This window comes from Bifidobacterium pongonis (assembly GCF_019331805.1).
Taxonomy (GTDB): Bacteria; Actinomycetota; Actinomycetes; order Actinomycetales; family Bifidobacteriaceae; genus Bifidobacterium; species Bifidobacterium pongonis.
The window spans coordinates 17,525-40,720 of the sequence record NZ_JAHBBE010000008.1; the positions used below are offsets into that span (position 1 = coordinate 17,525).

14 protein-coding genes are annotated in these 23,196 nt (G+C 59.5%); 3 read left to right on the forward strand and 11 right to left on the reverse strand.

Annotation, left to right across the window (positions count from 1 at the left end; genetic code table 11):
• Positions 1-292: 292 nt before the first annotated feature.
• From KIH75_RS03170 to KIH75_RS03185, 4 genes are all read right to left on the reverse strand, one after another.
• Complete coding sequence (locus KIH75_RS03170) at positions 293-1,804, reverse strand: ClC family H(+)/Cl(-) exchange transporter (RefSeq protein WP_219055389.1); 1,512 nt, start codon at positions 1,802-1,804, stop codon at positions 293-295.
• Between the two features lie 609 nt (positions 1,805-2,413).
• A complete protein-coding gene (locus tag KIH75_RS03175) occupies positions 2,414-3,700 on the reverse strand; it encodes an adenylosuccinate synthase (protein WP_219055364.1) in 1,287 nt (428 codons plus the stop codon).
• Positions 3,701-3,875: 175 nt separating this feature from the next.
• Positions 3,876-4,943 carry a class II fructose-bisphosphate aldolase gene (gene fbaA, locus KIH75_RS03180; protein ID WP_219055365.1) on the reverse strand — a complete coding sequence of 356 codons (1,068 nt, stop codon included), beginning with the start codon at positions 4,941-4,943 and terminating at the stop codon, positions 3,876-3,878.
• Positions 4,944-5,069: 126 nt separating this feature from the next.
• A complete protein-coding gene (locus KIH75_RS03185) occupies positions 5,070-6,797 on the reverse strand; it encodes a DUF4012 domain-containing protein (RefSeq protein WP_236027999.1) in 1,728 nt (575 codons plus the stop codon).
• A gap of 441 nt (positions 6,798-7,238) precedes the next feature.
• Here KIH75_RS03185 and KIH75_RS03190 point away from each other — a divergent pair, with 441 nt between their 5' ends.
• The 3 genes from KIH75_RS03190 (at position 7,239) to KIH75_RS03200 (ending at position 13,670) form a co-directional block, all read left to right on the forward strand.
• Positions 7,239-9,938 carry a YhgE/Pip domain-containing protein gene (locus KIH75_RS03190; protein ID WP_219055366.1) on the forward strand — a complete coding sequence of 900 codons (2,700 nt, stop codon included), beginning with the start codon at positions 7,239-7,241 and terminating at the stop codon, positions 9,936-9,938.
• Between the two features lie 2 nt (positions 9,939-9,940).
• Complete coding sequence (locus KIH75_RS03195) at positions 9,941-12,283, forward strand: YhgE/Pip domain-containing protein (protein ID WP_236028007.1); 2,343 nt, start codon at positions 9,941-9,943, stop codon at positions 12,281-12,283.
• Positions 12,284-12,437: 154 nt separating this feature from the next.
• Positions 12,438-13,670, forward strand: a complete 1,233-nt coding sequence (locus tag KIH75_RS03200) for a polysaccharide deacetylase family protein (RefSeq protein ID WP_236028000.1) — start codon at positions 12,438-12,440, stop codon at positions 13,668-13,670.
• Positions 13,671-14,115: 445 nt separating this feature from the next.
• On the opposite strand, the gene yddG is transcribed toward KIH75_RS03200, so the two are convergent.
• From yddG to KIH75_RS03235, 7 genes are all read right to left on the reverse strand, one after another.
• On the reverse strand, positions 14,116-15,033 hold the full coding sequence (gene yddG / locus KIH75_RS03205; protein ID WP_338024279.1) for an aromatic amino acid DMT transporter YddG: 918 nt from the start codon (positions 15,031-15,033) through the stop codon (positions 14,116-14,118).
• A gap of 181 nt (positions 15,034-15,214) precedes the next feature.
• Positions 15,215-16,090 (reverse strand): hypothetical protein, encoded by an 876-nt coding sequence (locus KIH75_RS03210; RefSeq protein ID WP_236028002.1) that lies wholly within the window; start codon positions 16,088-16,090, stop codon positions 15,215-15,217.
• 707 nt (positions 16,091-16,797) lie between these two features.
• Complete coding sequence (locus tag KIH75_RS03215; RefSeq protein WP_338024278.1) at positions 16,798-17,991, reverse strand: ABC transporter permease; 1,194 nt, start codon at positions 17,989-17,991, stop codon at positions 16,798-16,800.
• Positions 17,988-18,659 (reverse strand): ABC transporter ATP-binding protein, encoded by a 672-nt coding sequence (locus KIH75_RS03220; RefSeq protein ID WP_219055369.1) that lies wholly within the window; start codon positions 18,657-18,659, stop codon positions 17,988-17,990. Before KIH75_RS03220 ends, KIH75_RS03215 begins: the two co-directional genes overlap by 4 nt.
• Positions 18,656-19,543: a hypothetical protein gene (locus KIH75_RS03225; RefSeq protein ID WP_219055370.1), complete on the reverse strand. Its 888-nt coding sequence runs from the start codon at positions 19,541-19,543 to the stop codon at positions 18,656-18,658. The genes KIH75_RS03220 and KIH75_RS03225 overlap by 4 nt, the downstream gene beginning before the upstream one ends.
• An 892-nt stretch (positions 19,544-20,435) precedes the next feature.
• Complete coding sequence (locus KIH75_RS03230; RefSeq protein ID WP_219055371.1) at positions 20,436-21,095, reverse strand: ATP-binding cassette domain-containing protein; 660 nt, start codon at positions 21,093-21,095, stop codon at positions 20,436-20,438.
• Positions 21,096-21,204: 109 nt separating this feature from the next.
• Positions 21,205-23,166 carry a hypothetical protein gene (locus KIH75_RS03235; RefSeq protein WP_219055372.1) on the reverse strand — a complete coding sequence of 654 codons (1,962 nt, stop codon included), beginning with the start codon at positions 23,164-23,166 and terminating at the stop codon, positions 21,205-21,207.
• Between the last annotated feature and the right edge of the window lie 30 nt (positions 23,167-23,196).

The window sequence follows — 23,196 nt, forward strand, 5'->3', positions numbered from 1 at the left end:
CTCCACGGCGAATTCAACGAAACGGGACAGCGCAAGAATACGCGCCCCGGACCCGGTCGAATGCATCGAACCACGCCGTTCATGCCGTCACGCGCCAACCCGCGCAACCCATGTATTCGCCTTTGTTCCGTTCCGAGTGTACACGGTTCGCCGTCTCGGGCACAGGTTCCGACCATATCCGGTCACATCCGGCAATATCCGGTCGCATCCGACCATATCCCCGGTCACATCCGCCGTCAATGATTCCGCACATGCCCGTCACGCGCGGCGGTTCCGAACGGCACGCGCGCAACTACGATTCCAGATCGCACAGCCGATGCAAGCCCTGCCGCACGATCCGCTCCTCCTCGCCGCTGAACAGTACGAACAGGTAATCCCCGCCACGCAACGTCATATCCCTGCGCGGCACGATCTCCCGGTCGCCGCGACGAAGACCGATCACCATGCAACCAGCCGGCCATTCGACATCGCGGATACGCTTGCCGTCCGCAACCGCACCCATCTCCAACGGCATTTCCATCACACCGTTGCCGATCGCGCCCGGCAATTTCGCATCCAGTTTCTGCGCACGCATATACCGTTCCAGCAGCGCATCGTAGATCGGCCTGGTGTGCAGCACGTCGGAAACCAGCATGGAGACGAACACGACCGCCGCAACCGGCAGCATATGCGTCAACGTGCCGGACATTTCAACAGCCAGCAGAATCGATGTGATCGGCGTTTTCACCGACGCGGCCAGCACGCCGGTCATCATGCACACCGCGAACACCGCCACGGACTCATGACTCAACCCGAACAGCTGTTCCGCGGCCACGCCGCAAATGCCGCCTCCGAGCGAGCCGACCGCCAGGATCGGCATGAAGATGCCACCGGGAGCGCCGGACCCGAAACTCGTACTGGTGAACAGGATCTTCACGGCGAACAGGATGCACAGCATGCCCAATCCCACGCTCGCATGTTCGGCCATGTTGATGAGATTCGAGCCGCCGCCCAGCGCGTCCGGCAACCATATGCCGACCGGCAGCGCGATCGCCAGTGCGATCAGCGGACGACTCCACGCCGGCAGTTTGCCGTACAACGTCTGGAAGCCGAGCAGTGAACGGTTCATCAGCGAGCCGATCAGGCCGGCGATCAGTCCCAGCGGGATCAGCCACACGTATTCGCCGAGCGGCAGCTGGCTGATCGTGCCGAAATCAAGCACCGGACGCAAACCGAAACAGTATTTCGACACGAAATCGGCGGTGAGGGAGGCCGCGGTGGCGCCCATCAGGATCACGGGCGAGAAATTGCGGTGAATGCCTTCCAAAGCGAACATCATGCCGGACAGCGGGGCACTGAACGCCGCGGACAGGCCGGCTGCGGCGCCGGCGGTCACCACATAATGCTCCTGCACATCCTCGCGACGCTTGCCACGCAAACGATGCGACAGGAATTGCGCACCCGACGCGCCGATCTGAATCGACGGCCCCTCACGTCCCAGCGATAAGCCGAACATCGCGCACAACAGGCCGCCGATGAAACGGACCGGCAGAATCGTCTGCCAGCGCATACGCAACCCGTTCAACACCACACCGTCGGTTTGCGGAATGCCACTGCCCGACGCCATCGGCTCCTTGCGAACCATCCAGAACACCAGCAGTCCGACCAGCACCGCGCCAGCCGCCCACGGCGCTATCAGCCACGGGTTCAATCGGATACAGCCGTACATCCAACGCGCGAACCGTGTGCAGTGCTCGATGCCGAGACGGTACAGGACCACCAAGAGGCCGGAGACAAGGCCGACGCCAATGCCGACCGCCGCCATCTTCCACTTCATGCGGTTGAACAGCGGGATCAGCCGTTCGATATTGCGCACGATATCCACGCCGTTTGCTTCGCCGGTGCCGCTGGTTTCACTGGTTTTGCCGGTTTTGCCGGCCCTATCCTTCATTCCCTGTCACCTTCCTCCACTCTCACGTGTCCGATTCGGGAGAAACGGACACTCACTAATATCCAAACCCTCTTCGCATGTCCGATTCTGGAGAATCGGACACTCGTACGTACCCGAACCGCTCACGAACGTCTGATTCGGGAGAAACGGACACACACGCACACCCTAGTCAGCCACACATGACCGATTCTGGAGAAACGGACATTCGCGAACGCCCTGTCTCCTCTTGAATGTCCGATTCGGGAGAAACGGACACTCGCACGTACCCGAGCCACTCACGAACGTCTGATTCGGGAGAATCGGACACTCACGGGCGCCCCAGTCAACCACGCGTGACCGATTCGGGAGAATCGGACACTCTGGGGTGAACGCACGCACCCGCGCAAGCACCCGCACAAACGCCGAAAGGTGCCGGCAAGCCTTGGGGCAAGCCGGCACCTTTCGTATGCACGCATGTCGTGAGAAGCGTTAGAAGCGTGAAGCTCAGTCGATCAGCGAGTTGATCTGGATGATGTGGTCGCGCTGCGGGCCGGTGCCGATCGCGGAGATACGGCAACCGCTCAGCTCTTCCAGGTGCTTCACATATGCCTGGCAGTTGGCCGGCAGCTCGTCGAAGCTGTGGCAGGTGGAGATGTCCTCGGTCCAGCCCGGCATGGTCTCGTAGATTGGCTTGGCGGCGCTGAACGCGGCCTGATCGGTCGGCATTTCGTCGTGGCGCTCGCCGTCGACGTCGTATGCCACGCAGATCGGGATTTCCTTCAGACCGGTGAGCACGTCGAGCTTGGTGAGCACGATGTCGGTCAGACCGTTGACGCGTGCGGCGTAACGGTTCACTACGGCGTCGGCCCAACCGCAGCGACGCGGACGGCCGGTGGTCACACCGTATTCGTGGCCCTGCGCGCGCAGCCATTCGCCGGATTCGTCGAACAGTTCGGTCGGGAACGGACCTTCGCCCACGCGGGTGACGTACGCCTTGGAGACGCCGATCACGCGGTTGATGCGCGTCGGGCCGACGCCAGTGCCCGTGCAGGCGCCGCCGGCGGTCGGATTGGAGGAGGTCACGAACGGGTAGGTGCCGTGATCCACGTCGAGCATGGTGGCCTGGCCGCCTTCGAACAGCACGTTCTTGCCTTCGTCGAGGGCCTTGTTCAGCACCAGGGAGGTGTTGGCCACGTAGGGCTTCAGACGCTCGCCCAGCGCGAGCAGCTCGTCGGTGATCTGGTCCACGTCGACGGCGCGACGGTTGTACAGCTTGACCAGCATGAGGTTCTTCTGGTGCAGGCTCGCTTCGACCTTGTCGTGCAGGTGCTCGGCGTTGAACAGGTCGTGCACGCGGATGCCGACGCGGTTGATCTTGTCCGCGTAGGCCGGGCCGATGCCGCGGCCGGTGGTGCCGATCTTATGCTTGCCGAGGAAGCGTTCGGTCACCTTGTCGAGCGTGCGATGGTATGGCGCGATCACGTGCGCGGCTTCGCTCACCAGCAGTCGGGAGCAGTCCACGCCACGGCTTTCAAGGCCGTCGATCTCCTCGAACAGCACTTCGGGGTCGACGACGACGCCGTTGCCGATCACGGGGGTCACGTTCGGGCTGATGATGCCGGAGGGCAGCAGGTGCAGTGCATACGATTCGTCGCCGACCACCACGGTATGACCCGCGTTGTTGCCGCCGTTGAAACGGGCGACGTAGTCGACTTTCGTGCCGATCAGATCCGTTGCCTTGCCTTTGCCCTCGTCTCCCCACTGGGCACCGATCAAAACAATTCCAGGCATGTTGTTGCACCTCCGTGCGTACGCGATTCTGCCTTAAGCCTTGCGCTTAAGCCTTACAAAGGTTACTCTTCGCCCTCTACCGGGCCTTGGGGATGTCCACGGGATCGAGGCCGACCGTAATCGGACCGTAACCGGGCCGAAAACCGAGACGGAAACCGAGCCGAAAGACCGTCGGCTATTTCAACGCACGCCCGGCGCTGCCGAGCTGCTTGCACGCTTCGACCACGCGCGCGGCCATCGCGGATTCGGCTTCGCGACCCCAGGATCGCGGATCGTACAGCTTCTTGTTGCCCACTTCGCCGTCGATCTTGAGCACCGAATCGTAGTTGGAGAACATGTGGCCGGCCACCGCGCGACTGAACGCGTACTGCGTATCGGTGTCGATGTTCATCTTCACCACGCCGTAGCTCACGGCCTGCGCGATTTCTTCCGGCGCGGAGCCGGAACCGCCGTGGAACACCAGGGAGAACGGCTTGCCGGGGGCGACGTCCAGCGCGTGCGCGGGATCGGGCATTTCGCCGGCTTTGATCGCGAGCGCGACCGTGGTCTGGATTTCGTCGAGCAGTTCGGGGCGCAGTTTCACCACGCCCGGCTTGTATGCGCCGTGCACGTTGCCGAAGGTGAAGGCGGCCATGTAGCGTCCGCGCTCGCCGAGGCCGAGTCGTTGCGCGACCGCGATGCCTTGTGCCGGCGTGGAGTACAGCTTGTCGTTGATTTCGGCGCTGTGGCCGTCTTCTTCGCCGCCGACCGCGCCGATTTCGATTTCCAGTATGGTGTGGGCGGCTTGGGATTTGTCGAGCAGTTCTTCGGCGATGTCGAGGTTTTCGCCCAACGGCACTGTGGATCCGTCCCACATGTGCGACTGGAAGGTCGGTTCCTGACCGTGCTTCACCTGTTCGGCTTCATGGTCGAGCAGGGGGCGCACCCATTCGTCCAGATACTGTTTGGCGCAGTGATCGGTGTGCAGGGCGATGGTGATGTTGGGGTATTTCGCCGCGACTTCGTGCGCGAAGGCTGCGAAGGCGAGCGAGCCGGTGACGCGATCGTTCACGCGTTGCCCGGAGAGGTAGGCGGCGCCGCCTACGGAGACTTGGATGATGCCATCGGATTCCGCCTCGGCGAAACCCTGGAGTGCGGCGTTCAGGGTCTGCGTGCTGGTCACATTGATTGCGGGGTAGGCGTAACCGCCGCTGCGTGCGGCGTCCAGCATTTGCGCATAGCGTTCCGGCGTTGCAATAGTCATGTTTCCATTATCGCCCGACCCTATCCCACCGGCCATGTGATAACACTCATCGACGTTAAACGCCCGGCAACCGTATGGTACGGCTGCCGGGCGTTTGGCTTCATGATGTTCGCGATGACGCGGCGATTAATACCGGTAATCGACCTCGTTGTGTTCTTCACCGCACGGCGTCTGGTCGATGGTCAGTTCGCTGGTCGCCTTGGGGGAGGTGATCACGTCGAATTCGAAGATCACGCTTTTGCCGGGGGCGAGATAGGCGACGTTGGTTGTGAGCTGCTTGCCGTCCATCGTGGCTTCACGCTGGTCGCGCACATCCCCTTTTGAGGAGATCTTGCCGATCGAACCGCTTGCCGGAGCATAGAAGAGCATGCGCTGCACTGAGGTTCCGCTTGCCGCCACCGGCTTGTTCTCGACGCCTTTCTGCACGCCGCCGAGAATGTAATTGTTGACGGATGCCTTCTCTTCGGCGGTCAGGGTGTTGGTCAACGTGTATCGCACGTGGTAGGTCTTCGAGCCGTCCTTGTTCGTTCCGGTTTTGCTCACTTCGGCCTTGCGCTTGATGTACCATCCCATCTTCGACGGGTTCTGCTCATTCAGGTAGATGCCGATCTGCGGAGTGTCTTCCCTGCTGGAGATACCGGCGTCCTGGAAGTATGTGGTCTCATCCGCGTGCGTGGTGTACGCGTAGAAGTGACGTTCCGCGATCATGCTACCGATGCTGTTGGCTATGGCCATCATCTTCGTGGCGTTCAGGTTGCCGAACGCCTGGTTCATCGCCGTTTGCGCGATGTATTCGAAATAGGCGTCCTGCTGGGCTACGGGAACGTCTTTGTAAATGGTGTTCAGCAGATATTCCGCGGTGTTCTTGCCGGTAAGCACCGTACCGTCCTGCAGTGTGACATTGCCGCTGATTTCAACCATTTTCTGGATGAATACGGGGTCGATCGCGATGAAACCGTCGACATCGCTTGCGTAGGGGGAACGTTGCCAGGTTGCCGTCAGCATTTCCGCATTACGGGAAAGATCGGGAATGGCGAAGGTGTCGCGGACGTCGAGCGAGAATCGCAGCGGCCCGTTGAATACCGACAGCTCCTCGTTGTTTCCGTTACTGCCATTCAGGAACTCCTTGTCTGCATGAAAATCGCCGACGCTGATGGTTCCCTGATCGGTGTGCAACGTGCCGAGGGAACCAACCAATCCACCGCCGGACCGTTGTTCGGAGGTGGTCTGTACGGCGATCAGATAGGTTCTTGCACCGTTCTGGCCAAGGATTGCGGGCATCATCTGCATGGCACTATTGAGATGCGACACCGTATCCGTGATCGAGGCGAGACGCTCCCCACCTTGCTGATATGCCTTGCTGATCATGCCGATCTTAGGTTTCGGAAGACTATCGTATTTATTCTGCTGCTGCTTCAACTGCGTGCTCAAAGATGCGAAATCCGATTGGATGTCGCAGATCGGCTTCAGGTTGAGGTTGCCGTTCCCACCTTCCAGTTGTGTGGCATCGAATTTCTGTGCGATGGTGTTGATTTCCGGAAGCGTCTGCTGCGTGAGATCGTCGAGGACTTCCGTCATGCCTTGCAGCGTCTTGACATCATTGCCCACTACGGGTGTCACGCTGAATATATTCCACAGGGAACCATGCGCGATGCGCTTTGCTTCGGCCGTATGCCGCTGCGCCTGCGCGATAGTGTCGGGTGAAATGCCGGTACTCTTGAGCACATCCGAATTGGCCATAGCGGAAATCGCCGAAACGGCTTGATTCTCGTGGTCTTTCACGGATTGCGCCTGCTTGTAGAACGTCAGACCGCAAACGGCCAGAATGCCGGCTGCAACGACAATGACGCCCAAAACAATGAGAACGATTTTGCGCACGGTGTGCGTTGAATGGGATTGCGCGTGTGCACCATGTGAAGCCAATGAATACTCCCCTTCTTGCCGTAGGACCCGGGACGGAACCCAGGATGCGCATGTCCCGCTCATTATAGATAGCGCTCACGGCAGGAATCCACCAGGAACTTACTAAGTAGCGGGCAACGTCCTTCCGACCATTCCCAGCACCCGGGTTACGCCCCGCCCCCATTCTCCAGGCCATATGCCGAGCGTTTTCGTCTCGTATCCCGACACTTGCGGAGCCGACCGCTAAACATGGTAAAAAAAACCATTGCGTTCGTCCCAGTGCAGGTCATAGAATGACCACCGGATCGCGCGACGAAGAGCCCACCCGGGCCATGCCCGCGCGGGTGCGCCGCCGCACGCAGACGTTGCGACCAATACCCGCGAGGAGGCTTGATGCACCAGGTTTTCGCCATCTTCCTTCGAGACGTGAAACGCATTCTGAAGAACCCCGTGGCGCTCGTCGTCACACTGGGTGTGGCCATCATCCCGTCGCTGTACGCGTGGTGCAACATCCTCGCCAACTGGGACCCGTACGCGAACACGGGCAACATCCAGGTCGCCGTGGCGAACGAGGACAAGGGCACGACCTCCACGCTGGTCGGCCATCTCGACGCGGGCCAGCAGACCGTCAACCAGCTGAAGAAGAACGATCAGCTCGGCTGGCGTTTCGTTTCCAAGCAGCAGGCCATCGAAGGCGTGGAATCCGGCAAATACTATGCGGCGATCGTACTGCCGAAGGACTTCAGTTCCAGCCTGATCGGCACCGTCACCGGCAAAGGCGACCGGCCGTCGATCACGTATTACATCAACGAAAAACTCAATGCGATCGCGCCGAAGATCACCGATACGGGCGCGACCACGATCGACGAGCAGATCAACACCACCTTCGTTTCCAGCGTGGCCGACGCCGTGGCGAAGGAAGTGAAGGAAGCGGCGGGAGAAACCACCGGCAGCGTGAAAAGCGCGCAAAGCGACGTCGTCAACGATCTGACCGACACCATCAACCAGCTCGAAACCGTCCAACAGCAGCTGCGCGACACCCGTTCCACGCTCGACAAGGCCCTCACCACCATCGATTCGGCCAAACAGTCCAACGTCGCGCTCGCCTCGGAAATCACCAATTCGCTTGACACCGTCGGCAAAGCATCCAACCTACTGAGCGAGACGCGCACGCAAACCGAACGATTCTCGAACACGCTGATCGGCGCGCTCGACAACGGCAGCACGCAGCTGTCGGGCCTGCAGGTCAACGTAGGCAACGCCACCGGTACCGTGCTCAACGGCCTGAACACCACGCAGGACGCGCTCGACCAAGTGTCTAGCACCATGCATCACGTCAACACCACCACCGGCAATGTGCTCGACGGCGTGGAGAAGGCGTTGCAGGCCAGCCAGCTGGATCCGAACAGCCAAACGTACAAGGATCTTTCCGCGCAGCTCGCCGAAGCCCGCAAACAACTGACGTTCCAACAGCAGCGCATCGACGCCTTCGATCAGGACACCACGGCCGCGATCAACGCGGGGAAGAGCACCGCGAACGGGTTCAACAACGACATCACCACGCTGGCGAAAAACGGCACTGCGTCGATGGCGAGCGCGCGCACGAACATCACCGGCACGGTCATGCCGAATCTCAACACCGGGCTCGATACGCTCGCCCTGGCCAACGGGTCGCTGTCCGGCACGCTCACCACGCTGCAAAGCACGCTGAAACAGGGCGACGGGCTGCTCGACCAGCTGTCGCGCACCGTGAACCAGACGAACACCACCATCGTCGGCACGCAGACGCAGCTCGCCAATCTCGCCAAGCAGCTCGACACCACGCGCACCGATGTGGCCGCGTTGAGCAGTTCGGCGATGTTCCAGCAGCTTTCCGAAGCGCTCGGACTTGACGCAAGCGAGGTCGGCTCGTTCGTGGGCGAACCGGTGCATTTGGACGAACAGGTCCTCTACCCCGTCAAGAACTATGGTTCCGCAGTCACGCCGTTCTACACGAACCTCGCGCTGTGGGTCGGCGGATTCGTGCTCGTCGCGATCTACAAGCTCGAAGTGGACCGTGACAGGAAGATCCGCATGTACACGCCGCGCCAAGGCTATATGGGCCGTTGGCTGCTGTTCGTCACGGTCGGATTCCTGCAGGCGATCATCGCCACGGTCGGCGATCTCGCGCTGGGCATCCAATGCGAGCATCCGTTCCTGTTCATTCTCGCCGGCGTATTCGCCTCGTTCGTCTACGTGAACATCATCTACGCGCTCGCCGTGGCGTTCCGGCATATCGGCAAGGCCGTCGCGGTGATCCTGGTGATCATCCAGATTCCAGGCGCGGCCGGCCTTTACCCCATCGAGATGATGCCGGAATTCTTCCGCCGTCTGAAACCGTTCCTGCCGTTCACTTACGGCATCAACGCGATGCGCGGGCCGATCGGCGGCATGTATGCCAACCATTATTGGGTCGACATGCTGTCGCTGTTCTGGTATCTGCCCGTGGCGCTGTTCATCGGCCTGGTGGTGCGCAAGCTGGCGTTGAACCTCAACCGTCTGTTCGACAACCGTCTGGCGGACACCGATCTGATGATCACCGAACATAACGAGGGCACGGTGGAACCGCTGCGTTTCACCGAGGCCGCGCAGCAGATCGCCGAAGAGTTCCCCGAACTCACCCGCAGACGGGCGATCCACTTCTTCCGCCTGTACCCGCGTCTGGTGCGCTGGGGCTTCCTCGCCCTGGCGGTGCTGCCGTTCGTGTTCCTCCTGCTGCTGTTCATCACGCGCATGAAACTCGCCATGCTGCTCGGTTGGATCATTTCGATCATCGTCATCGACACGTATCTCATCGTGGTGGAGTATCTGCGCGAACGGTATGCGAATTATCTGGGTGAGGAAGCGATGAGCGCGGAGGAGTTCCGCAGCGCGATCCTGCATGAGAATCTGCTGTTCCGGCCTGGCATGCATTACAAGCCGATACGGGCCGTGCGCGCGCGGTTGCATGAGGATGCGCACGGTGATTCGGCCGGGCATACGGCTGAGTATGCGGCTGGCAACACGTCTGGCAATGCTGGCAGGAATCTGCGTGAGGAAGGGAGCGAACAGTGAACATGATCTGGGGCATCTTCAAGCGGGACATGTGCCACGCCACCCGCAACGTGATCGCCGTGATCGTCTCGATGGGCCTGGTGGTGGTGCCGGCACTGTACGCCTGGTTCAACATCGCGGCCAGCTGGGACCCCTACGGCAACACCAAGGCGCTGAAAGTCGCCGTGGCCAATAACGACAAGGGTTACAAGTCGGATCTCATACCGGTGCGCGTCAACGTGGGCGAAACCATCATCAGCACGCTACGCGCCAACGACCAGCTGGACTGGCAGTTCGTGAAAAGCGACAAGGCGATCGACGGCGTGAAATCCGGCGAATACTATGCGGCGATCGTGATCCCGAAGAGCTTCAGCGCCGACATGATGACACTGTTCTCCCCCGACATCAAACACGCGCAGCTCAAGTACTATCTGAACGAGAAAATCAACCCGATCGCCCCGCATATCACCGATCAGGGCGCGACGACCGTGGTCAACACGATCGACAAGACCTTCGCCAAAACGATCGCGCAGGTCGGGCTCGACCTGGCCTCAAGCATCCTACGCTATTCGCAAAGTCCGCAGATGGCCGAATACATGCAGAACCTCAACGGCAATCTCAACACCGTGGCCGATTCGCTGAGCGGCGCCTCGCAGCAGGTGACGGCGTATTCGCAGCTGCTCGGCTCGGCGAACGACATCGTGGATTCCACGGGCAAGCTGCTCGCCTCGGCGACCAAGGCGGGCAAGCAGGCCCGGAACGCGTTGAAGCAAGGCAAATCGGGCGCCACGTCGCTCACTTCGGCGGGCGCGAACGTCACATCCTCGGTGAACACGGCGCTCGACCAGGTGACGAACGCGCTCGACAAGATGGCCACCAAGGTGAACAAGGCGTTCGACGCGCTCGGCAAGGATTCGGATACCGCCGCCAGCCAGCTGAAAACGTTGAGCGATCAGGTTTCCAGCGGCGAATCGCTGTACGACACGTACATCACGAGCCTGCAGCACATGCGCGAATCAGTGGAACAGCTGCCGGACAGCGATTCCGCGAAACAGGCGCTGCTGGACGCCATCGACCGGGAGACCGCACTGCTGGAATCCGCCAAAGGCGATTCGCAGAAGCTCGCGCAACAGCTGAAGGACGCCTCCACGCAGGTCACCCAGGACGCCGCGGCCGCGGAACGCTCCCGCAAGGAGATCCTGAACCGCATCACCTCCGCGAAACAGTCGATCAGCGACGTGCGCGACGATTACGCCACGAACGTCAAGCCGAAGATCGACGCGCTCGCCTCCACGGTCAGCACGCTGATCTCCCAAACCGACAGCATGATCACCCAGCTGAGCGGTACCGCCGGCGACTTGGATGATGTGACGGGCGATGTGGGAACGAACGTAACGTCCATCCGTTCCACGCTCGACGCGATCGCGAAGAAGCTCGACTCGTCGGCCGCCACGGTGAAGGAGCTGATCGTCAAGCTGAATTCCGGCGGGAGCGATAGTGGCAGCGGTGATGGTGATGGCGGCAGCAGCAGCGATGGCAACAGCAACAGCGACGCCAATGTGTCCGATTCGGGTGAATCGGACGAACTGCGTGCACTGACCACCGCCAACGCGTCCACGCTATCCACGCTGATTTCCGCGCCCGTCGCGCTGCATCGCGTCTCGGTGTACCCGATCGCGAACTACGGTTCGGCCATGGCGCCGTTCTATACGATCCTGTCGATCTGGGTGGGTGCGATCATCCTGTGCGCCATGCTGAAGGTGACGATTTCGGACCGTGAGAAGGCGCATGTGCTGGGTTTGGGCGACACGTTGCCGCGTATCGCCGGACCGCCCGGTCCGGGGAACGCCTCGCGTTGGGGTCTGCGACTCGACCACGAGTATTTCGGACGCTATGCGATCTTCGCGCTGCTGGCGCTGTTGCAGGGCACGCTGGTCTGCCTGGGCGACATGTATTTCCTTGGCGTGCAGGCGAATCATGCGCTGCAGTTCCTTGCCGTGGGATGGCTTGCCGCGCTGGTGTTCTCGAATATCGTGTACACGCTGACCGTGTCGTTCGGCGACATCGGCAAGGCCGTGGCCGTGGTGCTGCTGGTGATGCAGGTCGCCGGTTCGGGCGGTACGTTCCCGATCGAGACGCTGCCGAAGTTCTTCCAGATGCTCTACCCGTTCCTGCCGTTCCCGCACGCCATCGACGCCATGCACGCCGCGATGGCCGGATCGTACGGCAACGAGTACCTGCTTGACATGGTGTATCTCGCCTTGTTCCTGATTCCTTCGCTGCTGCTGGGATTGGTGTTGCGCAAGCCGGTGATCCGGTTGAACAACTGGGTGAGCCGCAATCTGGAGTCCACCAAGGTGATGTGACGAGACGGGCCGGTTTCGGCGGTTTGGCGCGAAACGGCCCGATCCCCGCTGCGATGGAAGTCGGCACAGATCCCTCGCAAGAATCCTCAAACGCTTGCATATAATAGACTAATCGCAATTCTTTGCCTATTTAATATGTACAGCGAGGAAGCTCATGGCCGAGAACAGCACCAACCCGACAACCATCAACGGCAAATCCCCCATGCACGTCGACGGCGCACGACACCGACGCCGCACATCCTCCGCCATACGGGTCCTGGTCGCACTGCTATGCACCACCCTCATCATCGGCGGCACGGGCGGCGGATGGTACATGTGGGCGCATCATTGGCGTCGCATCACCATCACCGTCAACGGCGACACGCACCAAATACCGGTCGACACCACCACCGCCAAACTACTGGACGACAACGGCGATTTCGGCACCAAACCCGGCCAACTGCTCGCCGTCGACAACACCATGCTCGAAGCGACCGGAGGCGAGCCGATTCGCGTCACCATCAACGGCACGCCCGTCGACAACGCCAACCTCAACCGCACCACATTCCCCGACGACGCGCTGGTCAACGTGACCTCCGGCAAAAACCTGTTCGAAGACCACACCGTACGCAAGGAAATCATCCCCTACCAGGCCGAAATCAACCTCGAAGGCGGGCCATTGCAGAAAGTCGTGCAGCGCGGGGCGAACGGCGAGCGCGAAATCTGGACCGGAAAACGCTCGAAAAAAGAAGCCGACCGGGGCGTGACACGCGACGTGAAAAACCTGATCATCAAAGCGTTCGCGCCGCAACCCGCCGGACGCAAAGTGATGGCGCTCACCTTCGACGACGGCCCCAGCGCCCACAGCAACGCGATCCTCGACATTCTCAAAGCCAAAGGGGTGAAGGCAACCTTCTTCAACGTGGGGCAGAACGCCATCGACTACGCGAGCGTGGAAAAACGCGCGCTCGCCGAAGGGCACCAGGTGGCAAGCCATTCCAACACGCACGTATACCTGCCGAAACTGTCGATCCAAAATCTGCGCACCGAACTGTGGAAAGGGTTCGAAAACATCAAAGTGGCTTCCGGCGTGGAGACGCGGATCATGCGAGCGCCCTACGGCGCGTTCGGCGTGGAACAGTGGAAAAGCGTGGCCGATTTCGTGGACATGAACGTGCTGTGGGACATCGATACGCTGGATTGGACCAGGCCCGGATCGCGAGCCATCCACAATGCCGTGGTCAGTAATGCGCGCAACGGCGCGGTCGTGCTCATGCATGACGGCGGCGGCGACCGTTCGCAGGACGTGGAGGCGCTGCCCGGCATCATCGACGACCTGAAAGCCCAAGGCTACGAATTCGTCACCATCGACCAACTGGCAAAAACTTGGGATAACGCAGACGCGTAGGGCATTGCCCGCTGCCCCACGTTCCGCTGTCCCATTACTTCCCCCTGTGTACCGCTACCCCCATCACTTCCCCTGTACGCTGCTCCACCACTTCCCCTGCGTACCGCTGCCCCATCACTCCTCTGTACGCTGCCATCCCGGCACTCCTCTGCGCCGCCACTACCCCACATGCCACCTCCCCATGCACCCACGAGTGTCCGATTCCCCCGAATCAGCCACCCACACGTCATCCGGGCACCCCAGGTTGTCCGATTCTCCAGAAACGGACACTCACGCCCACCCCCACACGCCCTGAGCGTCCGATTCACCAGAAAAGGACACGCGAAGTGCAGTCGCGCACACCCGTATGCCCACTTCAGCGGAGAGGGGATACAGAGAGTGGGTAACACACAGTTCGAATGCCCGATTCGGGAGAAACGGACAACCAACGTGGGCACGCTACACCTCAGATGTCAGATTCACCAGAATCGGACACTCGAGGGGCAGGCTTGCCGAGCCACACGTTGACGAGCGTGCCGCCCACCACGAGCGCCACGCCAATCCAGAACGACGCTCCGAGCGCAACGCCCAGCAGCACCGTGCTGGATGCGGTCGACAGTACGGGTGTCGCGTAGGATCCGAGCGACAGCACTTCCATGTCGCCGTGCAGCATGCCGTACCCCCAGCACGCGTATCCTCCCGCAATCGAAATCGCGCAGGCGACCACCGCCACGAATCCCCAGAACGACGGCATTCGGTCGGGCATTCCCTGGCCGGAGGCGAAGTGGATGATCCACAGTGTGACGGCCACGAAACAGATGAAAATCGTCGTCCCATCGTATCCGTCCGACATCGCCGGCGTCACCGTGGCGTACAACGACCAGACGAACGCGCCGAGCAAAGCCAGCAGATACGGCAGCGGGTTCGCGGCGATGTTCGCCAGAGCGCCGTTGATATCCAATCCGTCACCGCCGACTGCCAGGGCGATGCCGATCGTCACGATGATGACACCCGGCAGCGCCCGCCAAACCGCGCCTTTTCTGCGCGAGAATGCGGCTGTCATGAGTACCAGCAATGAAGGCCACAGGTAGTTGATGAGACTCACTTCGATGGATTGGGCGGATGTGGACGCCAGTCCGATGGCCAGGGAGATGGAGGCTTCGTAGAATACGAACATCAGTCCGCCGATGAGCAGGTATCGGCGCGGATACCGGCGGATCGGCGCGGGTTTGCGCACGATGAGCAGCATCGCGCCACCAACGGTGTATATCAGGGCGGAGCCGAGCGTGGCACCGAAATCGTCGGCTACGATGCGCACCAATCCGGCCATGAATCCCCATAGCAGGATTGCGCACAGGCCGATGATGTTGCCTTTGGATGGGATTGTGCGTGCGGTCGAATGGTCGACCGCCTGACTGCCGACCGCGTCATGCGAGTGCGAGTGCGATTGCGATTGCGTTTCCTTCTCCTGATTCACAAGCTCTACGCTACCTGCAGCCGCGCCCGGCCGTCCTTTCGGGATTTCGACCGGCAAGCGGACGCTTCGCCCGAATCCGCAACGGAACTCAGTAGGCGACGCAACGGAAACCCACGAACGGCGAGCGCCAGGCATCGGGATCATGCGGCACCTGCGCCGCTTCCAGACGCTCCTTCAACGGCTCCTTCGCCCACACATGCTTCATCTGGAAGCGCACGACGCTGATACGCAGCATATTCAGTTCGCTTTCACGATCCTTCTCATCCAAAATCACATCGCACGCATCACCGCCGTCCATCATGGCGGGATCCGTGTATTTCCACCGCCCATCCAATTCGCCCACGACCAGTGTTCCATCGGCACGCTCCCAACAGAAATCGCCGCGAATCTCACCACCGTCCAACGGGCTTATGAACACGACCTGCGCTCGCGGACGCGCGTACCCCAATTCCAGAATCGTCGCCAACGCCACCGCTTCTCCCCCGTTCTCGCATAACGGTTCCGCACGTTCCGCAAGGTATCTTGCGCGGATGATGCCCCACAGTCGCGTCTTGCCGCCGACGTAGTCCTTCAGGGTTTTGACCGTGGATTTGAATCTTCGCAATCCCATCGAGCAGATTTCGAACGCGTTGATGAAATCCAGTGTTCGCGCGCTGTCCATCAGGGTTTGGAACAGGTCGGTGACGATCATGCCGTCGATTTTGCATGTTGCGGGCGGATTCTTGTAGTAGCGCGCGATGATGAAACCGTGACGTCCCGCTTTGGACCGGTCCGAGACCGCGATGTGGACGTATTTCTGGATTTTCCACACGCTGGTCAGACCGTATGCGGCGGCGGCCGACGGACCGCACAGCACCGCGCCGGGGTACAGCTGGCATACGGAACGCAGCGTCCAGATGATGCGTTCGGGGTACGATAGCGCCTCCCATTTTTCCACGTCCAAGTACAGGCCTTTGTGCGGCATGATAACGGTGCCTTTGCGCACACGACGTTGAAGCGCACGCCGGTCCTTCGGATCCGTAGGATGCGCGAGTTGACGCCGTTTATGGCATTCCCTGAACATCGCGTCCAGCCTCCGCTGGGCTTCCGTTCGCGCATTCGCGAATGCGGCTGTCGGCGCGCTTGCTTGCGTGCTTGTCTGCGTATTCGTTTGCTTAGTCATGCGCACAAGATACGGGACGTTCCATCCGATACGCCAGCCGAAACGGGGGTTGTGGACAGAAGGTAGGCAGTTATCCACAGCCCGGCGTGTCATCCACAGGCATATCCACATTGCCCCCCGAGTGTCCGATTCGGGAGAAACGGACATTCCCACTCCCACGCCCCCACTTCGCATGTCCTTTTCTGGAGAAACGGACACTCTGGTACACCTCACCACACTCCGCATGACCGATTCGGGAGAAACGGACACCCTAGCCCCCGCACTCTCACCCTGCACGTCCTTTTCTGGGGAATCGGACACTCTGGTATACCTCGCCGCACTCCGCGTGGCCGATTCGGGGGAATCGGACATCCCAACGTCACACTCACGTCCATCAGCACAACCAGCGTGGCATACGTGTAGCCGAATCAACGTTGGCCAAGACGGCGCTGCTCTGGTACACCGCTGCTCTGAGACAACGCTGCTCTGGTACAGCCAGCACAGCCAACTCACCCATGCGCGCAAACAGCTCAGTCCCTCATCAACGCATCCGGTTGCGTGCGTGAAATCAGCACGCTCATGGGAAGCGCTCCAACAATCGCCCCGAAACCAGTGATGCCAAGTATCTCGGCCGTCAGCATCGGATCGAAAACCACCGGTCCCAAACTTGATAGATTCAGCAGGCCGCCGGAGCCGATGTAGTGGGTCAGAGCCAGATTCGCCAGCGTGCCCACAACGATGCCTACCATTCCGGATGTGATAACCAATTGAAGGACCTGAACAAGGGCGAGGGCGCTCAACTGTCCGGCCGTGTACCCAAGGCACCTCAGCAAAGCCAGCGAACGTTTACGCGGCCGCATCCACATCACACTCAGGAAGAAACCGAACGCGAGAGAACAGAGAAGAACGATTGGAAATACGAACCTGCCTATATTCATCAGCGTGGAAAGAATACCCATGGTTTCCAGCTGTCCCGCGGCGCCGGTCACGCCGAATCCGAGATCCGAGAGCTTCTTCTGGACTCCCTGGGCTTGTTCTCCCGAATCGACCTTCACATATACGAATGTATAGGATTCCGGAGGCTTCCCGTCGAACAGGGTGCTCATCGTATCCTCGGAAACATAGGAAGGCGCACCCCCATCCCGATCAGGCACGGAATTGTCGTATATCCCAACCACCTTGAGTCCGATGACCCTGTAGGACCCCTGATACCGGCCGTCTACGTGCGTGTATCCGAATGACACGGTTTTGCCATACAAACCATCGAGATTGCCCCCGGAAACGGAATGAGGCAGGAGTATCTCATTGGACCGCAAACTTGAAGGCCTGTCGCCCTTGATCATTTTCGGAAGCTTGGGCTCGAAATACGTGGTGGCCCATAAAGCCCCGGGCGCGACGGTTCGTGACGGCCAGTCCGCCTCATCCGCCAAATCCAAATCATGCTGCATCCAAGGAGTCACGGAAACGACATGCTCCAGCTGAGACACTTCGGCAAGCGATTCCCTGTCCAGGATGCGCGAATCCGGTCGAAGTGTGTTCAGCTCAATGGTGGAAATGTTGGAGTGCTTCTCGACATTGCTCGCATGTGCCTGGACCACGCTGACCACAAATCCCTGAAGGCAGTAACAGATGGAGATGACGATTGCCAGCAGAACGACCAACGCGCGCGAGGTTCGGAAAGTATATGCCCGTTCGAACCAGACGAGACGGAAAACCCTTTTCACTGTTCCGTAACCACCTTCCCGGATTCAAGACGCAATGACCGGGTTTCCAGCCCATCCAAGCGGGAATCATGGCTGGCGAGCAGAATCGCCACTCCTTGTTCCTTCATCGCGCGAATGATGGCAGCAACCTCGCTGGTGGCCGCATCATCAAGTGAAGAGGTGGGCTCGTCCAGCAAAAGGAGCCGTGGCTCGTTGATCAAAGCGCGGCATATTCCGGCACGCTGAAGTTCGCCGCCGGATATCCTGCCTGCTTTCACGTTCGCCAAACGTCGAATGCCGAACCGAGCAAGCATTTTCAGACATTTCCTGGCACCTCCACTTCCCCGGTCTGCAACAAGGAGGTTCTGCAGCACCGTGAGGTGATCGAGCAGGTTCGCGTTTTGAAACACGATTCCGATGTATGTGGCGCGGAGCCTGTCACGTGCTCGCTCACTGGATGTCTCCTCACCGCAGACGCGCACGCTGCCATGGTCCGGCACCGTAAGGAGACCTGCGATTCTGAGCAACGTTGTCTTGCCTGATCCGGAGCTTCCCCGGATTCTGAGCATTTCGCCGTTCCTGAGTGTGAAGGAGATTCCATCGAGAGTAAACGGATCATCATCGTTCCGCAGGTAGCGTTTTGACACGTGATCGAAGACGAGAACGCTGTTTTCCGTGTCTTGCGTCATAGGGGCACTGCTCCTGATTTGAAGGCGTAATACGTGAGCGTCAGACTGCAGGTTCCGGTTCGACTGCCATCCACCGCGATCATTCGCGATGCATTCCTGCAGCCGAGAAGCTTCTCAATCCTCGGGCGCGACGTGCAGGTGCTTTGGCTCGTTCCCGTCAGCGCGTCCGCGGCGAGCAGCGTCTGCTGGATGTATGTGGAGTCGCCTCCAGCCCACGCGCAAAGTTTGGGGCGAAGTTCTGAGAAATACCCAGATATCTTGTCTTTGTTACTGAAGAGATGTTTGGAGATTAGCGCCGAAGTCGCAAGTCGTTCGGCTTGTTCGTCGGCAAGCGGATCGAATGGGGTCAGCTCGGTGATTGGAGTGAAGTCGAGGTCCAGGATCATCACCGGTTCCGCAAGCGAAAGATACTCCGCAAGATTGTCTTTTGTAACGACTTCGGGGAAGGACCTTTCGATCTGTCGCACGATCTCGCTGCTGGCTTCCCACCGCTGATCCTTGAAGTTTTTCAAAGCCACATAGGCTTTGAGCCTCATCGCAAGCGGTTTCCGCTCATTTTGGGCGTAATCGTACAAGGAATTCAACGTTCGCCATGTGCCCACTTTAGGATAGTTTTCACCTGCCATCTGTGACACCATGAATGTCGCGTTGACTCGGGATTCCTCGGTATTCCGGGTCCCCATCTCAGGTAGGTCGAAAAGCCCATCCGGCAGTTCGAGTTTCCCGAAATCGTCACGCGCTTGCCGCGATACACCCCGCTGCGCCAAAGCCTGCAAGTCGGCTCGGCAGAACTGCACCGCCATGACTGCCGCACAGCCCAATACAACGAGCAGAACGGCAGTCATGAAAACGGCAAACCCACGTTTGGCCTTTGTGGAGTCCATTGTCAGATCTTCGTGCTCACAACACATGCTGTTCCGCTGTAGAACGCCATGTCAGTCACGTTCATACCAACGTAGGGAGCACCTTATCCGCCGCCAAATTCTTGTTTTGATTCATGAATACTCCTTCGTATTTTCTCCATTGAACATGGCCACACGGCATGGCCTTCACAGCCGTTGATACCAATGAGCCGATCACCATTGACGGCTTAGCGCGGGAACTACATTTCCCATTTGATAGCAGTGAATCACAATGGCGTACCAAAATCAACCATCTTTTTCCCAACCATTTCTCTTCACCCTGCCTCTCTTTCACCCCTTTCTTTGGACTCTCTTCCAGCTCTCTCCTTGGAATGTCATATGCGACCCCTATCCCCCATCCGGGTCCTATAGCATTCACTTCCACCTCTGAAAAACTTCGAGGCACCCGAACATATTGGTCCCCACGCATGTCCTTTTCTGGAGAAACGGACACTCTAGCCCCCACACCCTCACCTCGCATGTCCTTTTCTGGGGAATCGGACACTCTGGTATGCCTCACTGCACTCCGCGTGACCGATTCGGGAGAATCGGACATCCGTTGTGTTGCGCAGCGGGGAGAAAAAGTCGGGAAGAGTACGACATGAGATAGAGATGCGAATAAGCTCCGAACCGTAGGGAGGGGGTGAGAGCTGGCACGTTTCGAGCCTGAACTGGCCGTCCGCCGCGAGGCCGCGGCACAGCGTCTGGCCGCGAAGGAGGCCAAGCTCGCTGCCGAGTACGACCGCACCGCCGGCGTAATGGTGGCCAACAGCTGAAAAGTTGGCGCTAGTTCGTCGAATCGTACCGGAACAGTGACGGATTCGTACCAAGACGGTGACGGATTCGGGCCACCAAATCAGCCGGTTCGAATCCGTCACAGCTTGATGATGCGGTCGGCGTCTGCAGCATCCTTCTCGTTGTGCGTCGTATAGATCACGATTGCCCCGTCGTCGGCGAAATGCCGAAGATGCTGCATGACCACGGCACGGTTGCCCGCATCCAGCGCGGCGGTCGGCTCGTCGGCCAACACGATGCGCGGCGAACGAATGACAATCCGCGCGATGGCGACGCGTTGCTGTTCGCCGCCGCTCAGCGTGTACACCAGCCGCTTGTCATACCCGTCCAGATGGACGACGTGCAGCGCCCACCGTATGAGCCGACGCCGTTCGGATGCCGGCACGCCGACGCAACGTAAGGCCAGTTGCAGATTCCGCGCAACGGTCCATTGCTCGACCAACGCGTAGTTCTGGAACATGAACCCCATGACGTTGCGGTGCATGAGCCGTCGCGTCCGTGAACTCCCGTCGGTCAGGTCGCGCGCGCCATAGGCTACGATGCCGCTGGTCGGCCGTTCCAGCAAGCCGAGCACGTTGAGCAGCGTGGTTTTCCCGCAACCGCTTTGACCGGTGAGGGCTGTCATCTGCCCGGGAAGGAATTCCAGGTTGAGATCGGACCACAGGACGCATTCGCCCATGCGTTTGGTCAGACCGTGTACGGTCAGTGGTTTGTCGGAAATCTGTGATGTTGCTGACATGATGATGTTCCTTCTGAATATCTTCTGAATATGGTGAGGCGAATTGGCTGGACTGCCGCTGGGCAGACGTGTCCGGCCGCTCCGAATCCGACCGACCGGTTCTTCAACGTCACGGGTGTTTGATGCTGTCCGCCCGGAGCTGCGAATCGTAGACCGCGGTGGTGGCCATCGTCGTGATTGCGAAGGCCATCGGGGCCGCCAGACAGATGATGTTGAGCCGCATCAGCGCACATGGCAGCACTACCATCGCACAAAGCGCCAGTACCAGCAGTGCGACGGTACCGAACCGTAGCCGCGATGTGGCTCCGTGAATGAACTCGACGAACATAACCTGACGTCTCAGCGTGCACATGATTAACGCCAACATGACGCCGATGCCAAGGGAGCAGGCGAACGCGATCACCGCGACGATGGTGAAGAAAATCGTTTCCTGTCGACTAACGGCCAACTGGTTGGCGATTTCATCGCAAGGCCTGATCGCCGACGACACCAGCGGAAGCGCACCGGCATCGCGCAACGCCGTGATGACGGCCCGACGGGATTGGTAGGTGAACATCATGCCGCCGGCGCTGGCCATCGCCGTTGTGGTGTCGCCGCTGAGTAATTGAGCATCCAGGATAATGACGGGAGTGTGCAGTCGGCTATTGTCCGTCATCGTGTTGAAGGTCCAAGGCGCTGCTTTCTTGGATATGGTTGTGACGGTCACGTCCTGTGCGGTGATATCCGGCAGAGATTGATGGTTGCTTGCTGCGATATCCTGTTCAAACGCATATGAGGACAGCACATTGGCGATGATGGATGAGGGATCGTAGGTGTCGTCCGCAGGCATGAGCACGGTGACTGCCGTTCTGCTTGACGACGCGAGGAGATGCTGCTGCTCCGCGGTCTTCGGATCCATGATGATACACGTTGAATTCGGCGCTTGTCCTCCATCGACCCATGTGCAATTCTCTTGGGAAAAGAAGAATCGTATCCGTCCAGCATTGGCGGCCCTGTCGACGAATGCGTTCCAATTAGGCATATATTGCGCCCTTGTTCGATCGTTGGAAAACCACAGCAGTAATCGGAACCCTGGCTGTGATGTATGCCGTGTTAAGGATGTTGACATCGCCTCGGTACTGTTGCGCTGCATAATGGCATTGTTCATGCCGACCATGGTCAGGTTCAGTACCACTATGGTGGCCAGACAACTCGCCACCATGAGAAAACGCAATGGTCGTTTTCCTTTGATTTGGGCAATGATGCCGGGCACGGCGAGTCGGATGATAATGATGGCTGCAAGTGCCGCAAGCATCGCGACGATGGCGGTTACCGACATGATGCCTAGGAACACTTGCCCGGCAAAAACGAATGGTGAGGCGTGCGGCCAGCAGATAAGCCCGATAGCAATCCAGATCAGCCATCCGGCACCCATGGTTCCAAGAACGAACAGCATATGCTGCAACCCTTGACGGGCAATGACGCTGACACGTCGCGTGCCGTGGAGTTCTTGGACCGCGCTGATTCTGGAGGAGGCTGATGCCGACACGGCCGCGGCGATGAATGTTATAACAATCCCAGCGGTAATGATAGAGGCGATGCTATTCGAGAAGAAATCGCCGACCAGTCCAGGAACGCTGATGGCGTCAAGACCATTGAGCTCAAAACCCTTGGCTTGTATCGCAGCAGCAGCCTGTTGCGCGTCATCCGCATGACCGTAGATAAGCCAACGACCGAGCGGATTGGTAAGCTCATCCCCTTGACGCACCACGGTGCAGGCGTTGAATCCGTAATCCGGATATGGAGAGGTTTTGACAAATGGGGCATATGCATCGGATGATCCGAACACGGTTATCTGCCGTTCGAAACCATGTTTCGCATTGGATTCCGACGTGACCTTGGCGAGCATGACGTGGTGTTTGTCCGCTATGCCCAGCATGTCGGACAACGTATGCCCATGGGCATCGGAAATTTTAACGTCTTGCTCGGGGCCGGACGGGTAGGTGTCCTCGCAGTTCAGAGCATATAATCCTCCCGCCGCAACGGTGAGAATCATAACCAGCGCTGAGGCGACCTTGTATATCCAATGCATTGGCAACGCACCTTACTTACTTATGCCTGA

What these genes read in the sequence shown, in the direction of transcription:
- KIH75_RS03230 (WP_219055371.1), bottom strand. Translation starts at nt 21,095, where the DNA reads ATGTCAGCAACATCACAGATTTCCGACAAACCACTGACCGTACACGGT.
- KIH75_RS03190 (WP_219055366.1), top strand. Translation starts at nt 7,239, where the DNA reads ATGCACCAGGTTTTCGCCATCTTCCTTCGAGACGTGAAACGCATTCTG.
- KIH75_RS03170 (WP_219055389.1), bottom strand. Translation starts at nt 1,804, where the DNA reads ATGGCGGCGGTCGGCATTGGCGTCGGCCTTGTCTCCGGCCTCTTGGTG.
- KIH75_RS03175 (WP_219055364.1), bottom strand. Translation starts at nt 3,700, where the DNA reads ATGCCTGGAATTGTTTTGATCGGTGCCCAGTGGGGAGACGAGGGCAAA.
- KIH75_RS03195 (WP_236028007.1), top strand. Translation starts at nt 9,941, where the DNA reads ATGATCTGGGGCATCTTCAAGCGGGACATGTGCCACGCCACCCGCAAC.
- KIH75_RS03220 (WP_219055369.1), bottom strand. Translation starts at nt 18,659, where the DNA reads ATGACGCAAGACACGGAAAACAGCGTTCTCGTCTTCGATCACGTGTCA.
- fbaA (WP_219055365.1), bottom strand. Translation starts at nt 4,943, where the DNA reads ATGACTATTGCAACGCCGGAACGCTATGCGCAAATGCTGGACGCCGCA.
- KIH75_RS03225 (WP_219055370.1), bottom strand. Translation starts at nt 19,543, where the DNA reads ATGGACTCCACAAAGGCCAAACGTGGGTTTGCCGTTTTCATGACTGCC.
- KIH75_RS03210 (WP_236028002.1), bottom strand. Translation starts at nt 16,090, where the DNA reads ATGCCGCACAAAGGCCTGTACTTGGACGTGGAAAAATGGGAGGCGCTA.
- KIH75_RS03200 (WP_236028000.1), top strand. Translation starts at nt 12,438, where the DNA reads ATGGCCGAGAACAGCACCAACCCGACAACCATCAACGGCAAATCCCCC.
- KIH75_RS03235 (WP_219055372.1), bottom strand. Translation starts at nt 23,166, where the DNA reads ATGCATTGGATATACAAGGTCGCCTCAGCGCTGGTTATGATTCTCACC.